The sequence below is a fragment of the Streptomyces sp. NPDC006879 genome (assembly GCF_042869595.1).
Taxonomy (GTDB): Bacteria; Actinomycetota; Actinomycetes; order Streptomycetales; family Streptomycetaceae; genus Streptomyces.
Window position 1 is genome coordinate 73,898 of record NZ_JBIAGC010000025.1, and the last position, 14,947, is coordinate 88,844.

At 69.8% G+C, this 14,947-nt stretch carries 13 protein-coding genes; 11 read left to right on the forward strand and 2 right to left on the reverse strand.

The features are described 5' to 3' along the window. The first annotated feature begins 70 nt into the window (after nt 1–70). The 4 genes from ACFYMC_RS19395 to ACFYMC_RS19410 all read left to right on the forward strand — a co-directional run bounded on the left by ACFYMC_RS19395 (nt 71) and on the right by ACFYMC_RS19410 (nt 3,969). On the forward strand, nt 71–1,030 hold the full coding sequence (locus tag ACFYMC_RS19395) for a LysR family transcriptional regulator (protein ID WP_388526524.1): 960 nt from the start codon (nt 71–73) through the stop codon (nt 1,028–1,030). A gap of 226 nt (nt 1,031–1,256) precedes the next feature. Further along, nucleotides 1,257–1,385, forward strand: a complete 129-nt coding sequence (locus tag ACFYMC_RS19400; protein ID WP_388526526.1) for a hypothetical protein — start codon at nt 1,257–1,259, stop codon at nt 1,383–1,385. A gap of 173 nt (nt 1,386–1,558) precedes the next feature. Continuing rightward, the gene (locus ACFYMC_RS19405) at nt 1,559–2,599 is read left to right on the forward strand and encodes a 3-isopropylmalate dehydrogenase (protein WP_388526529.1); all 1,041 of its coding nucleotides are present in this window, start codon (nt 1,559–1,561) and stop codon (nt 2,597–2,599) included. A gap of 266 nt (nt 2,600–2,865) precedes the next feature. Then, nucleotides 2,866–3,969 (forward strand): branched-chain amino acid aminotransferase, encoded by a 1,104-nt coding sequence (locus ACFYMC_RS19410; RefSeq protein WP_388526532.1) that lies wholly within the window; start codon nt 2,866–2,868, stop codon nt 3,967–3,969. A gap of 158 nt (nt 3,970–4,127) precedes the next feature. Here ACFYMC_RS19410 and ACFYMC_RS19415 read toward each other — a convergent pair whose 3' ends face one another. Next, complete coding sequence (locus tag ACFYMC_RS19415) at nt 4,128–5,555, reverse strand: cytosine permease (RefSeq protein WP_388526535.1); 1,428 nt, start codon at nt 5,553–5,555, stop codon at nt 4,128–4,130. Between the two features lie 133 nt (nt 5,556–5,688). On the opposite strand from ACFYMC_RS19415, the gene ureA reads away from it, so the two are divergent. The 6 genes from ureA (at nt 5,689) to ACFYMC_RS19445 (ending at nt 13,642) form a co-directional block, all read left to right on the forward strand. After that, the gene (gene ureA / locus ACFYMC_RS19420) at nt 5,689–6,429 is read left to right on the forward strand and encodes an urease subunit gamma (protein WP_388526536.1); all 741 of its coding nucleotides are present in this window, start codon (nt 5,689–5,691) and stop codon (nt 6,427–6,429) included. Further along, nucleotides 6,426–8,159 carry an urease subunit alpha gene (locus tag ACFYMC_RS19425; protein WP_388526539.1) on the forward strand — a complete coding sequence of 578 codons (1,734 nt, stop codon included), beginning with the start codon at nt 6,426–6,428 and terminating at the stop codon, nt 8,157–8,159. Before ureA ends, ACFYMC_RS19425 begins: the two co-directional genes overlap by 4 nt. A gap of 11 nt (nt 8,160–8,170) precedes the next feature. Then, entirely contained in the window at nt 8,171–9,217 is a 1,047-nt protein-coding gene (locus tag ACFYMC_RS19430; RefSeq protein ID WP_388526542.1) for an agmatine/peptidylarginine deiminase, read from the forward strand. Between the two features lie 455 nt (nt 9,218–9,672). Then, the gene (locus ACFYMC_RS19435; protein WP_388526544.1) at nt 9,673–10,308 is read left to right on the forward strand and encodes a TetR/AcrR family transcriptional regulator; all 636 of its coding nucleotides are present in this window, start codon (nt 9,673–9,675) and stop codon (nt 10,306–10,308) included. Nucleotides 10,309–10,623: 315 nt separating this feature from the next. Further along, nucleotides 10,624–12,225: a citramalate synthase gene (gene cimA, locus ACFYMC_RS19440; RefSeq protein WP_388526547.1), complete on the forward strand. Its 1,602-nt coding sequence runs from the start codon at nt 10,624–10,626 to the stop codon at nt 12,223–12,225. Nucleotides 12,226–12,343: 118 nt separating this feature from the next. Next, nucleotides 12,344–13,642 (forward strand): hypothetical protein, encoded by a 1,299-nt coding sequence (locus ACFYMC_RS19445; protein WP_388526550.1) that lies wholly within the window; start codon nt 12,344–12,346, stop codon nt 13,640–13,642. A gap of 77 nt (nt 13,643–13,719) precedes the next feature. On the opposite strand, the gene ACFYMC_RS19450 is transcribed toward ACFYMC_RS19445, so the two are convergent. Beyond that, nucleotides 13,720–14,334, reverse strand: coding sequence for a YceI family protein (locus tag ACFYMC_RS19450; RefSeq protein ID WP_388526553.1), 615 nt, complete (start codon nt 14,332–14,334; stop codon nt 13,720–13,722). 251 nt (nt 14,335–14,585) lie between these two features. On the opposite strand from ACFYMC_RS19450, the gene ACFYMC_RS19455 reads away from it, so the two are divergent. Next, nucleotides 14,586–14,947, forward strand: a 362-nt coding sequence (locus ACFYMC_RS19455; protein ID WP_388526555.1) for a carboxyl transferase domain-containing protein, incomplete at its 3' end; no start/stop codon positions are given.

Consider the following 14,947-nt stretch of genomic DNA (forward strand, 5'->3'; position numbering starts at 1 on the left):
GGGCAGTGGGCGGCGCTCATGGCGGGCTCCGTAGCATGAGCGTTGCTCATAGAGGGAGGTGAAGGGCCCGATGTCAGACAGTGCGCACCCGTCGGTTGGCCTTCCGTCGCGTCGGCCCACTCGGCCGGTGGCGCAGGATCTCGCCCCGCAGGAACTGCGGATCCTGGTGGCGGTGGCGGAGAGCGGCGGGTTCTCCGCCGCGGCTGAGCGCCTCGGTCTCACCCAGTCGGCCGTGTCGCACGCCGTACGCGGGAGCGAGACGAAGATCGGCGCGGTGCTCTTCGACCGGGGGCGCACCGGAGCACGGCCTACGGTCGCGGGGGAGCGGGCGGTCGCTCATGCTCGCCGGGTGCTGAGGCTGCTGGAGGTCCTGGTGTCCGAGGCCCGCAGTGCGGCGGGTCCGAAGGGCGGCGGTGAGGGCAGCTTCGAGGGGCCACTGCGCATTGCTGCCTTCCGAAGCGCGGCTCTGCACCTACTGCCTCCTGTGCTGGCCCGTTTGGCGCGGTCCCATCCAAGGATCCGTCCCGAGCTCCGGGTCGTGCGCGAAATCGGCCGCGGGGGTGCGGGGGAAGTCGTCGACGGGCGGGCGGACCTGGCTGTCGTGACGCTGGGCGGCCCGGCCGAGGTCCCACCCGGGCTGCTGAGCGGTGTGCTCATCGAGGAGGCCTACGCGTTGGTGCACCCTGCGGGGCATCCGGATCCGCGCCGGCTGCCGCTGTTGGACTGGGATGAGAACTGCGGTTCCTACACCCGTGCTTGGTGGCGGAGGCAGGACTGGATTCCCGCGGCGACGGTGAAGGCGGAAGACGACGCGATGGTGCTGACCATGGTGGGACGAGGCATGGGGATGGCGATCATGCCGGCCCTGTCGCTCACCGAGGTGCCCGAGTCCGTCGAGGTCACGGAACTCGATGAGGAGCGTCCCACCAGGTCGGTGGGGTACGTGGTGACCGCAGAGCAGGCTGGGAACCCAGCCGTGAGGGCCCTGATCCGGGAGCTCAGGGTGCAGCGCGACCACCTCGGGCGGTAGTCAGCCGTCTCAGATAGTAGGAAGCCCGAGTATTTGCAGAGACAGACAGCTTCCGCTGCCCTATTTTGTAGGGAGCCGAACGTCTCGCTGTACCAGCGAATGGCGGACGTGGGCCGGTGCCCCTGGCAGGCAACCCCTGTCGCACCCGCTCCCCGCCCCTTCCGGCGCCTTGGAGAACCCCTCATCCGCGGCCTTCCCGTGCCGCGATCTCAAGGAGTCGATCACCATGTCCGAGACGAGAACTCGTCGTGTCCGCCACACCTCCCGCGGCTCCGAAGCCGACCGTCGCGAGGCTGCCGCAGCCCTCCAGCGCGCCCTGGATCGGCGGGACAACGGCGGTTCCACCGGCCACTGAGCCGCTGCCCGACCCTCCGGCCCCCGGCTCTGCCGCCTGCCCCCGGCTCCGTGTCCGGCCGGGGAGCGGGGGTCCGGTCCTCTGGCTTCGGGCCCGGTTGCCGGGCGCACGACACGATGTCCAGATGGCGGACTCATCGTGTCAATCACTGGGATGGGGAGTACGGTTCCGGCATGTCTCGCAGCCTCAATCTCGCAGTGATCCCCGGTGACGGAATCGGCCAGGAAGTCGTGGCGCAGGGCCTCAAGGTCCTCACCAAGGTCCTGCCGCAGGACGTGAAGCTGGAGACCAAGGAGTACGACCTCGGCGCCCGCCGCTGGCACCGCGACGGAGAGACACTCCCCGACGCGGAACTCGAAGCCCTCAAGGGCCACGACGCCATCCTTCTCGGCGCGATCGGCGACCCCTCGGTCCCCTCCGGCGTTCTGGAGCGCGGCCTGCTGCTCAAACTCCGCTTCGCCTTCGACCACTTCATCAACCTGCGCCCGTCGAAGCTCTTCCCGAACACCGACACCCCGCTCGCTGGTCGTCCGGACATCGACTTCGTGGTCGTACGCGAGGGCACCGAAGGCCCGTACACGGGCAACGGCGGCTCGCTGCGCACCGGTACCCCCGCCGAGGTCGCCACCGAGGTCAGCCTCAACACGGCGTACGGGGTGGAGCGGGTGGTGCGCGACGCCTACGAGCGTGCCAACGCCCGTCCGCGCAAGAAGCTCACGCTCGTTCACAAGAACAACGTCCTGGTGTACGCCGGTCACCTGTGGAAGAACATCTTCGACCGGATCGGTCAGGAGTACCCCGAGGTCACCACGGACTACCTGCACGTGGACGCAGCGACGATCTTCTTCGTCACCCAGCCGGAGCGCTTCGACGTCATCGTCACCGACAACCTCTTCGGTGACATCCTCACAGATCTCGCCGCAGCCGTGACCGGCGGCATCGGGCTCGCCGCCTCCGGGAACATCAATCCCACCGGCGCCTTCCCCTCCATGTTCGAGCCCGTTCACGGCTCGGCTCCGGACATCGCGGGCACCGGCAAGGCCGACCCGACCGCCACGGTCCTCTCCGTCGCGCTCCTGCTGCGCCACCTCGGCTACGGGGTCGAGGCGGCCCGCATCGAGGAGGCGGTCTCCGCGGACCTCGCCGGGCGGGCGGGGTCCCCGCGCACCACGGAGGAGATCGGCGACGCGCTGGCCGCGCGGGTAGCCGGCTGACCCGGCCGCGCCGGCTCGTCACCGCGAGCGAGCAGCCGCCGGGTCAGCCCTTCGAGGGCACCCGGCGGCTTCTCTTGTGCGGCCCTCGGGTGTCACCATCTCCCCAGGACCGTGCCACCCGTTTCTCCCGGAGCGCCCCTCGCGCGATAATCGAACGTGGGGCCGCGGCATGCGGGAAAGCTCGGACGTCCTAGCAAGCTGGAATGAGCCTGCTGGACGTGAGTGAGCGCGGTCCGTCACACACAACCGGTGAAGGACAAGCACTCATGACGACGACGCCCACGATCGAGCTCAAGCCCTCTTCGAACCCGCTGTCCGACGCGGAGCGCGAGGCGGTCCTGGTCAGCCCCGGATTCGGCCGGCACTTCACCGACCACATGGTGACGATCAAGTGGACGGAGGGCCGAGGCTGGCACGACGCCGAGCTCGTCCCGTACGCGCCGCTCTCCATCGATCCGGCGAACATGACCCTGCACTACGCGCAGACGATCTTCGAGGGCCTCAAGGCCTACCGCCAGCCCGACGGAACCGTCTCCACCTTCCGCCCGGAGGCCAACGCCGAGCGTTTCCGGGCCTCGGCCCGCCGCATGGCGATGCCGGAGCTGCCCACCGAGCTCTTCATCGAGGCCTGTGACGCTCTCGTCAAGCAGGACCGCGCCTGGGTGCCGAGCTCCGGCGAGGCGTCGCTCTACCTTCGGCCCTTCATGTTCGCTACCGAAGTCGGCCTCGGTGTGCGCCCGGCGAACGAGTTCCTCTTCGTCGTCATCGCCTCTCCCGCCGGTGCCTACTTCCCCGGCGGGGTGAAGCCCGTCTCGGTCTGGCTGTCCGAGGAGTACGTGCGCGCCGTCAAGGGCGGCACCGGGGCGGCGAAGACCGGCGGCAACTACGCGGCCTCCCTGGTCGCGCAGGCGCAGGCCGCGGAGCAGGGCTGCGACCAGGTCGTGTGGTTGGACGCCGTCGAGCACCGGTGGATCGAAGAGATGGGCGGCATGAACCTGTACTTCGTGTACGGCCAGGAGGACGGCTCCCAGCGCATTGTCACGCCCTCGCTGACCGGCTCGCTGCTGCCCGGCATCACCCGTGACTCCCTGCTCACCATCGCCGGTGACCTCGGCTACACCGCTGAGGAAGGTCGGATCTCAACCGAGGACTGGAAGCGCGACAACGAGAACGGCACCCTCACGGAGGTCTTCGCCTGCGGCACGGCCGCCGTCATCACCCCCGTCGGCTCGGTGAAGTCGCAGCGCGCCAACTGGACCCAGGGCAACGGTGAGCCCGGGCCGGTCACGATGCGCCTGCGCGAAGCGCTCCTGGGCCTCCAGACCGGTCGCTCCGCCGACACCCACGGTTGGATGCACCCGCTGGGCTGATCTCCCGCAGGTACAGCACGAGGCCGTGGTCCCGCAGGTGGGCGGGACCACGGCCTGGTGTCTTTCAGTCGGTGTTTCCTCGATCACTCCGAGGCTGCGTTGACGGCCCGCGCTGCCCGCGCTTGCCGGAGCGTGGCGGCGGGCGCGCGGAAGTGGCCTCAGTCCACCGCGGCCCCGATGGCCCCGGCGAGTTCGCGCTGGTCCGCGGGTGCCTGGGTCTCGGCCAGCGCCCCGTAGAGCAGGCCGCCGACCAGCCCCGACAGGACGAAGCTGCAGTCCACTCCGCCCGTCAACGCAAGCAGCGGCCCCTCGTACAGCGGAGTGGAGACGGCGGCCAGGCCCACTGCCGCGCCGACCGCCCAGGAGGCCGTGGCACGCAGGTTCCACCCGGCGCTGTACCAGTAGACGCCGCCGCGGGCCCGACGGTTGAAGACCTGGAGGGAATCCGCGTCGTAGCGACCTCGCAACCGTATGAAGCCCATCAGGGTGATCACGGCCCACGGGGTGCCGAGCGCCGTGAGGAGCAGAACGAAGGAGGTCATCGCGGACTGTGCGTCCCAGGCGAAGGACCCGAGGAAGACGAAGCCGGTGGCGACCACGGCGGCGACCACGGTCGCCTGGGTGCGGGTGGCCCGGGGCACGATGGCGTCCAGGTCGAGGCCCATGGAGTAGAGCATCAGGCCGGCGTTGCCCACCGATCCGGCACTCGCTGCGATGAGCAGCGGTGCGAGGTACCAGACCGGCGAGGCGGCTACCAGCGGTCCCGCGTAGTCCAGTCCGGCGCCGGCGGCCAGCGCCGTGTAGGTGCCGAAGAGCTGGGGGATCAGCAGACCCAGCAGCAGGCCGAGCGCGGTGGTTCCCAGGACCTTGCGGGAGCTGTGCCGGCGCGGCGAGACGTAGCGGGTGTAGTCGCCGAGCAGTGTGATGAAGGCGACCGGTCCGCTCAGTCCTGCGGCGACCGCCGCCAGCAGCCAGGTCGGCCAGAAGGAGCCGAGCAGGTAGGGGGTGTCCGGTGGGGCGGCGCTGGTGAATTCCCCGCCGTAGGCGACCAGCCCGAGCAGTAGGAGCACCACCATGCCGACGGCCAGCACCTTGCTCATGCGCAGGAGCAGGCGGTAGCCGAAGACGGCCCCCACCACGGTGCAGGCGGCCAGTAGTCCGTACATCAGGGCCCGGGTCGAGCCTTGGTCAGGTAGACCGGTCAGCCGGGCGAGAGCGCCGGTCATCACGTCACCTCCGATCCACAGGGTGAGGGCGGTGTAGCCGAGGGAGAGCAGGAGGCCCACCACCGAGCCGACGAGGCGCCCGCGGACGCCGAACTGTGCGCCGCTGGAGGTGGAGAGGTTGGTGGCCGTACGCAGGGAGACCAGGGCCAGGGGCGCGGTGAAGGCGATGCCGACGAGGGTGCCGACCACGATGGCGCTGACCGAGGGCCACAGGCCGAGTCCGAAGGAGGGCGGGAGCCAGCCGAAGACGATGACTCCGAGGCACAGGTTGGAGCCGAGCAGGATCGACAGGAGGTCGCGGGGCCCGCTGGTGCGTTCCTCGTCGGGGATGGTGTCGACTCCGCGCTGTTCGATTGGCATGGGTTCTCCCTCAGGGCAGGGCACAGCTATTTGAGTGACACTCAATGTGTCTTGGGTGTGGTCTCAGGTCAATGCTTCCGTGAAGAAACGCCAAAGGTTAGAGTGATGCTCTAAATCTTGGAGGTGGAGAGCCGTGCGGCTGACCCCAACTGAGCGCGACCGGCTACTGCTGTTCACCGCGGCAGAACTGGCGCGGGCGCGCCGAGCCCGTGGCCTGAAGCTGAACGTCCCCGAAGCGACCGCGCTGATCGCCGACACCGTGTGTGAGGCGGCCCGAGACGGCCGCCTTCTCGCCGAAGCGATCGAGGCCGCGCGCAGCGTGCTGGGCGCCGACGAGGTCCTGCCGGGCGTCGCGGACGTGGTCACCGAAGTACACGTCGAGGCGGTCTTCGAGGACGGCTCCCGACTCGCCGTGGTCTGCGCGCCCATCCGCGCAGCGGAGCCGCTCGGCGAGGACGCGCCCGGCGCCGTGCTCCCGGGCCCCCAACTCCCCGACCCCGAGCCGGAACTGCGCCTGACCGTGCGCAACACGGCCACCGTGCCCGTCAGCGTCACCTCCCACTTTCACTTCTTCGAAGCCAACCCCCGCCTGCACTTCGACCGGGCCGCCGCCTACGGCACGCGGCTGAGCGTCCCCGCCGGCTCCTCCGTGCGCTTCGACCCCGGAGGCGAAGCCGAGGTCGGCCTGGTCCCGATCGGTGGAGACCGCGTCGCCATCGGTTTCGCCGGCCTCGTGGACGGCCCGCTCGACGCGCCCGGCGCCCGGGAGGAAGCCCTTCGCAAGGCCGCCGCCTGCGGGTACCTCGGCGTACCGGTCACCGCCCCCACCCCTTTGACGCCCCCCGGCCACGCCCGCGAAGGAGGCACCCGATGAGCCGTCCCACCAAACACGGCGACCACTGCGCACCGGGCAGCCGCCACATCGACCCGCACGAATACGCGGCCGTCCACGGCCCGCGCGCCGGCGACCGGGTCAGACTCGGCGACAGCGGCCTGACCGTTCGAGTGGAACACGACTCCCAAAAGCCCGGGGACGAGTTCCTCGCAGGCTTCGGCAAGACCGCCCGCGACGGACTGCACCTTCGGGCCGCCGCGATCCGCGACACCTGCGACGTCGTGATCAGCAACGTGCTCGTCATCGACGCCGTCGCCGGAATCCGCAAGGCGTCGATCGGCATCCGTGAGGGCCGCATCCACGCGATCGGCCGGGCCGGGAACCCGGACACCCTCGACGGCGTCGACGTGGTGGTCGGCACCGGCACCTCGATCGTCTCCGGCGAGGGTCTGATCGCCACCGCGGGAGCGGTGGACACCCACGTCCACTTGCTCTCCCCGCGGATCATGGAGGCCTCGCTCGCGGCCGGCGTCACCACCGTCATCGGCCAGGAGTTCGGACCCGTCTGGGGCGTGGGAGTCAACTCGCCCTGGGCCCTGCGGCACGCCTTCAACTCCTTCGACGCCTGGCCCGTCAACATCGGCTTCCTCGCCCGAGGGTCCTCCTCCGACGCGGCACCACTGGTCGAGGCCCTGGCCGAGGGCGGAGCCTGCGGTTTCAAGGTCCACGAGGACATGGGCGCGCACACCCGGGCGCTCGACACCGCGCTGCGCGTCGCCGAGGAGCACGACGTACAGGTCGCCCTGCACAGCGACGGCCTCAATGAGTGCCTGTCGGTCGAGGACACCCTGCGGGTCTTGGACGGCCGCACCATCCACGCCTTCCACATCGAAGGCTGCGGCGGCGGCCATGTCCCCAACGTGCTGAAGATGGCGGGGGTGCCCAACGTCATCGGCTCCTCCACCAACCCCACGCTCCCCTTCGGGCGGGACGCGGTCGCCGAGCACTACGGGATGATCGTCTCCGTCCACGACCTCAAGCCCGACCTCCCGGGCGACGCGGCCATGGCCCGGGACCGCATCCGAGCCGGCACCATGGGCGCCGAGGACGTCCTGCACGACGTCGGCGCGATCGGCATCACCTCCTCCGACGCCCAGGGCATGGGCCGCGCCGGCGAAACCGTCCGTCGGACCTTCGCCATGGCCGCCAAGATGAAGGCCGAACTCGGCCCCCTCGAGGGCGACGGCGAGGGCGACGACAACGCCCGAGTGCTGCGCTACCTCGCCAAACTGACCATCAACCCCGCCCTCGCGCACGGCCTGGCCCACGAGATCGGCTCCATCGAAGTGGGCAAGCTCGCCGACATCGTGCTGTGGCGACCCGCCTTCTTCGGAGCCAAGCCCCAACTGGTCCTCAAATCCGGTTTCCCCGCCTACGGAGTCGCCGGAGACCCCAACGCCGCCACCGACACCTGCGAACCCCTCGTCCTCGGACCACAGTTCGGGGCCCACGGGGCAACCGCCGCGGACCTCTCCGTCGCCTTCGTCTCCGAGGCCGCAGCGGCCCTCGACGGCGACCGGATGCCCACCCGTCGACGGCGCGTGGCCGTCCGCGGAACCCGCGGCATCGGCCCCCGGGACCTGCTGCTCAACTCCCGGACCGGAGCGGTGGACGTGGACGCCCGAACAGGGCTCGTCACCCTGGACGGTGCACCGCTGCGTTCCGAAGCCGCCGACTCGATCACCCTCAACCGCCTGTACTTCCTGTGAGGACGACCCGCATGTCCCCGACCACCCCCGCCACCGACGGTTTCACCATGCCTCCCGAGTGGGCTCCCCACGAGCGCACCTGGATGGCCTGGCCCCGCCCGAACCCGACCTTCACCGACGAGCGGGAGCTCGCCGAAGCCCGCCGGGCCTGGGGCGCGGTGGCCCGGGCCGTCCGCCGCCACGAACCGGTCACCCTGGTGGTCGCACCCGGTGACGCCGAGGGAGCCAGGGCCCTGGTGGGCGCCGAGGTCGACATCGTCGAGCGGGAACTCGACGACGCCTGGATGCGCGACATCGGCCCCACCTTCCTCACCGACGGCCGGGGCACTCTGGCCGCAGTCGACTGGACCTTCAACGGCTGGGGCGGCCAGGAGTGGGCCCGCTGGGAGAACGACTCCAAGATTGCCCGGCACGTCTCCGACCTCGCCGGCTCCCGCACCTACAGCACCCGACTCGTCAACGAGGGCGGCGCGCTGCACGTGGACGGCGAGGGCACCGTCCTCCTCACCGACACCGTGCAGCTCGGCGAGGGCCGCAACCCCGGCTGGACCCGAGAGCAGGTGGAGGCGGAGGTCCACGCCCACCTGGGCACCGCGAAGGCCATCTGGCTGCCCTACGGACTCGCCGGGGACTACGGCACCTACGGCACTCAGGGGCACGTGGACATCGTCGCCGCCTTCGCCCGCCCCGGCCAGGTCATGGTCCACGCCCAACCCGATCCGGCCCACCCCGACCACGAGCGTTGCAGGACCATCGCCGCCCTCCTGCGCGCTGCCACCGACGCCCGGGGCCGTCGACTGGAGGTGGTGGAGATCCCCGCCCCTACCGTGCTGGAGGAGGACGGTGAGTGGGTGGACTACTCGTACATCAACCACTACCTGTGCAACGACGGCGTGGTGCTCTGCTCCTTCGACGATCCCCGGGACGCGGAGGCGGCAGAGATCTTCCGCAACCTCTTCCCGGAACGTACCGTCACCCTCGTCGACGCCCGCACGATCTTCGCCGGCGGGGGAGGCATCCACTGCATCACCCAGCAGCAGCCGAAAGTGTGGCCCTGACACCGCAGGCCCCGCCTTCGGGACTGCCGGACCCTTCGGCTTCGTGTGGATAGCCAGGGCCGCGACTTCCGGCCGGCTCGGGTCGGTGAGGAACCGGGCCTGCGTGGTGGGTGATCCCGGCCCCTGAAGGGCAGCAGCGCTGCACGTCCGCCCGTCGGGCGCTGTCCCCGGACGGGGTCCGACGGGCGGATCGGTGGGGCAGTACTCGCAGCCAGCGAGGACGGGGGTCATCGTAGGGGCGGGCAGTGACAGCGATGCCCCTCCGCACGCCCGGAGCGGTCCCCGTGGTGCCCGTCGCACGGCTGAGTGGCGCCGACGGCGTCTTCCACGGGCCCTCACCAGTGGGCATATGATCGAGGGACGGCAGGCCGAGGCCAGGTGGGGTGGGTCTTTGCCGACGCCCGTCACGCATCCGGCGCGGCCGTGGGCCTCGGGCTTTTCAGGAGGAGGGGCACATGGCGCCTGGGGCGCGCTCGCGCAGGAACGCGCCGCCGCGCGAAGAGGTGCTCGCCGCCGCCATGGCCACCATCGCCGAGCGCGGCCTCGACGGGTTGACCATGGCCGGTCTGGGGCGGGAGGTCGGCATGAGCAGTGGCCACCTCCTCTACTACTTCGGGAGCAAGGACGAACTCCTCCTCCAGACCCTGGAGTGGAGCGAGGCGCAGCTCGGGGTGGAGCGCCGGGCGCTGCTCTCCCAGCGGGCTCCGGTCAGCCGGCGGTTGGCCGCCTATGTCGATCTCTACGTGCCCGAAGGGCCCCGGGACCCCCACTGGACGTTGTGGCTGGAGGTCTGGAACCGCTCGCAGGATGCCGGCCCGCAAGAACGGGACCGGCAGGCCACCATCGAAGGGGCCTGGCACCGGGATCTGGTGGCGCTCCTCGCCGAAGGCATCTCCCGCGGTGAGTTCCGATCCGTTGACGCCGACCGCTTCGCGACCCGCGCCCGGGCGATGCTGGACGGCTTTTCGATCCAGATGGCCGTGGGCCTGCCGGGTCTGAGCCGGCAGGACATCTTGGACCACGCCAGGGAGTTCCTTGAGGAACGGCTGGCCCCGGCGGAGGCCGGGGAGAACCGGCCGGCCTCACTCTGACCAAAAACGGGCAGCTCGGTACCGAATGGTGAGACGACCTCCGCCCGTCATGGACGGTGTGGCACACTGCCCAGCGTGCTTGCATTCACCATGATTATGGGAAGCAGCGCGCCGGTCCGCAGTGACCGCTGAACCGTGGAAGACCCCCACGGCAGCGGACATCGTGCCTCAGACCCGCGCGCAGACCTCTCGCACCCGCGAGGGGTTTTTTCGTTTCCCGGCCCCATTCCTGCCGGGGGCCGAAGGCGCGCGATGATGGGGGCAAGTGGAACCCGGGCATCCGGAAGCCACTCATCCGACAGGAGTCAGATCAGCATGACGACAGAGGTCATCGACGACGCCTTCCATGTCTTCGACACCACGCTGCGCGATGGCGCCCAGCGCGAGGGAATCAACCTCACCGTCGCGGACAAGCTGACGATCGCGCGTCACCTGGACGACTTCGGGGTCGGCTTCATCGAAGGGGGCTGGCCGGGGGCGAACCCCCGGGACACCGAGTTCTTCGCCCGGGCCCGCGCCGAGATCGACTTCCGGCACGCCCAACTCGTCGCCTTCGGTGCCACCCGCCGGGCCGGAGGCTCCGCGGCCGAGGACCACCAGGTCCGGGCGCTGCTGGAGTCCGGCGCACCTGTGATCACCCTGGTGGCGAAATCGCACGACCGGCACGTTGAACTTGCCCTGCGCACCACCTTGGACGAGAACCTCGCCATGGTTCGGGACACCGTTTCCTACCTGCGGGCGCAGGGGCGCCGCGTGTTCGTCGACTGCGAGCACTTCTTCGACGGCTACCGGGCCAATGCCACCTACGCCAAGGCCGTGGTGCGCACCGCCCACGAGGCCGGCGCCGAGGTGGTGATCCTCTGCGACACCAACGGTGGCATGCTGCCGGCCCAGGTGCAGGCCGTGGTGGGCACCGTCCTCGCCGACACCGGGGCCCGGTTGGGGATCCACGCCCAAGATGACACGGGTTGCGCCGTGGCCAACACCCTGGCGGCGGTGGACGCCGGCGCCACCCATGTGCAGTGCACCGCCAACGGGTACGGTGAGCGGGTCGGTAACGCCAACCTCTTTCCGGTCGTCGCCGCGCTGGAGATCAAGTACGGGCGCCAGGTGCTGCCCGTGGGCGCGCTCGCCGAGATGACGAGGATCTCGCACGCCATCGCCGAGGTGGTCAACCTGACTCCCTCCACGCACCAGCCGTACGTAGGGGTCTCGGCCTTCGCCCACAAAGCCGGCCTGCACGCCTCGGCGATCAAGGTCGACCCGGACCTCTACCAGCACATCGACCCCGAGCGGGTCGGCAACACCATGCGGATGCTGGTGTCCGACATGGCTGGCCGGGCGTCCATCGAACTGAAGGGCAAGGAGCTCGGGGTCGACCTCGGGGGAGACCGCGCCCTGGTCTCCCGGGTGGTGGAGCGGGTCAAGGAGCGCGAGCTCAGGGGCTACACCTACGAGGCCGCGGACGCCTCCTTCGAACTGCTGCTGCGGGAGGAGGTCGAGGGGCAGGCCCGGCGGTACTTCCGTACCGAGTCCTGGCGGGCGATCGTCGAGGACCGTCCGGACGGTACCCATGCGAACGAGGCCACGGTGAAGCTCTGGGTCAAGGGGGAGCGGATCGTCGCCACCGCGGAGGGAAACGGCCCGGTGAACGCCCTGGACCGGGCCCTGCGGGTGGGGCTGGAGCGCTTCTACCCGCAGCTGGCCAAGTTCGAGCTGGTGGACTACAAGGTCCGGATCCTGGAGGGGAAGCACGGCACCGAGTCCACGACCCGGGTCCTGATCTCCACCAGTGACGGCCGGAACGACTGGTCCACCGTCGGGGTGGCGGACAACGTGATCGCCGCTTCCTGGCAGGCGCTTGAGGATGCTTACACCTACGGTCTGCGGCACGCGGGTGTCGAGCCTGCGGAGTAGCCCCCACCAGCTGGGAAGGGCGCGCCTACCGTGGGTCGGGTGCTGGTCCAGAACGAGTGGACCTCTTTATTTATGCAGGCTTAACACCCTTTTGCGGCATTTCGGGTAGCGTCACGATATGAGGACCAGGCTGATTTCCTTCTTGTCCGGTCTGCTGCTCGCGCTTTTCGGCGCCGCCCTGTGGGCGGCGCCGGGCGCTCAGGCCGCCACCGGCCCCACTGCCGTGGCTGAGGCTCTCAAGGCGGGTCCGGTCTACGTAGATCCGCAAGTCGAGGCGCAGCTCCCGCCCGCGGAAGCCGAGGCTTTGGCGCAGAAGATCAAGAGTGCGAACAAGCCGGTGTTCGTCGCCGTTCTGCCGGCGACCGCGGACTACCCGGCGCAGAGCATCCTCCCCACCGTGCGCACCGAGACCGGGATCGCCGGCCTCTATGGAATCCGACTGGGTGACGGTTTCAACGCGGGCGCCGACCCCTCGGTGATGTCCCAGCAGGCGGTGCGCAACCTGACCGACGCCGTCAAGATCGGTGACCCCGATGCGGTCACCGAGCTGAACAACTTCGTCGATCAGGCCCTCCCGCAGGTGAAGGGTTCGGCGCCGGCTTCCTGGGGCGGGAGTTCGGCGACGAGTAACGGGGTCGCCACCTTGGTGGTGCTCGGTGCGGTCCTGGCCCTGGGTGTCGCTGGTGCGTACACGCTGACCTTGCGCACCCGCAGGGTCAGGGCACAGCGCGAGCGCGAGGCTGTCGAGAAGCTACGGGTGGTCGTGGACGAGGACATCACCGCATTCGGCGAGGAGATGGATCGGCTGGACTTCCACCCGGGTGAAACGGGCGCGGACGATGCGATGCGCGGTGACTTCGAACGCTCCCTGGACGCCTACGACCGCGCGAAGGCGGTCATGGGTTCCGTGCGGCACCCCGATGAGGTGAGGGGGGCGACGCAGGCGTTGGAGGACGGCCGTTTCGCTCTTGCCAGCCTCGCGGCACGCAGGGAGGGGAGCGCTCTGCCCGAGCGTCGGCTGCCGTGCTTCTTCGACCCGCGGCACGGCCCGAGTACCGAGGACGCCAACTGGGCGCCGGCAGCCGGTGTGACCAGGTTGGTTCCGGTGTGCGCGGCGGACGCGGTCCGTCTGCGCGAGGGTGCGGAGCCGATGGCCCGGATGGTGCAGACCGACCGCGGGCCGCGCCCGTACTACGAAGCCGGCCCGGCGTACGGCCCTTGGGCGGGCGGCTACTTCGGCGGCGGCGTCCTGCCGGGTCTCTTGATGGGCACCATGCTCGGCTCGATGATGTCGACCTCCGCCTATGCGGCCGACTACGGCGGCTTCGAGGGCGGCGACTACTCGGGCGCCGACTTCGACAGTTCGGGCTTCGACGGCGGCGGGTTCGGCGGCGGGGACTTCGGCGGCGGCTTCTAGCGCGCCGGCCCAGGAGGCGCTGGATCCGGCCTCCGGGCCCCGTGCGGGCCCGGTCCGGCTCCATCCGTCCGCGCCCGTCAGGAAGCGGACTTGATCGCGGAGATGTCGAAGGTCAGCTTGACCTTGTCGCTCACGACAACGCCTCCGGTCTCCAGGGCCGCGTTCCAGGTGAGTCCCCAGTCGGAACGCAGGATCTCGGCGCTGCCCTCGAAGCCAACTCGTTCGTTGCCGAACGGGTCGGTGGCTGATCCGTTGAACTCAAGGTCGATCGCCAGTGGGCGGGTCACGTCCTTGACGGTCAGTTCCCCGGTCATCCGGTACCGGTCGCCGCCGAGCTGCTCGGCTGAGGTGGAGCGGAAGCGCATCACCGGGTGGTTCTCGGCGTCGAAGAAGTCGGCGCTGCGCAGGTGGCCGTCCCGGTCGGCGATGCCGGTGTCGACCGAGGCGATCTGGACCTGGATCTCGGCGGTGGAGCGTGCGGGGTCGGTGCCGTCGAGGTGCAGTGCGCCCTCGTGTTCGGCGAAGGATCCGCGGACGTTGGTGACCATCGCGTGGCGCACGGTGAATCCGATGCTGCTGTGCGCGGGGTCGATGCGGTAGTCGCCGGTCAGCGAGGCCAGGGCGGGATCCACCTGGAGGGTGGCGACGCCTCCGGTACGGGATTCCTTCTCGCGGCGGTTGAACAGGGCCATGATGACTCCCTTGAGGTTGGTTCAACATTCAACGAGATTGAAGGTAGTCGCATTCCGTTCAAACTTCAACCTCTTGTGAGGGTGTGGTCGGCTCCCTGTCGTTTAGAGGAACCGAACAAGGCGCGCCGGTGACCTACTGGCGGGTTTCCCGTAAAGTGGCCCGGCACTGTCCAGGGCGAACAGCGGATGAGCTCGGAACCTGTACGGAACCAACGTCAGGTTTTCCTTGGTCGGCTTCGTAAGGTCAGTGCATGACCGCTGTGGATGAGACTCCGGACGCGCCGACCGACGCCCGTGGCCGGGTGGCAGAGCTGCACGCTCTGCGTGAGCAGGCCAAGCGTGGGCCGAGCGAGCGTGCGACCGAGGCCCAGCATGCGAAGGGCAAGCTGACCGCTCGGGAGCGGATCGAGCTGCTGCTGGACCCCGGCACCTTCCGGGAGGTCGAGCAACTGCGTCGGCACCGGGCCACCGGTTTCGGCCTGGAGGCCAAGAAGCCCTACACCGATGGTGTGATCACCGGCTGGGGTCTGGTCGAGGGCCGTACGGTCTTCGTCTACGCCCACGACTTCCGCATCTTCGGCGGCGCGTTGGGCGAAGCCCACGCCTCGAAGAT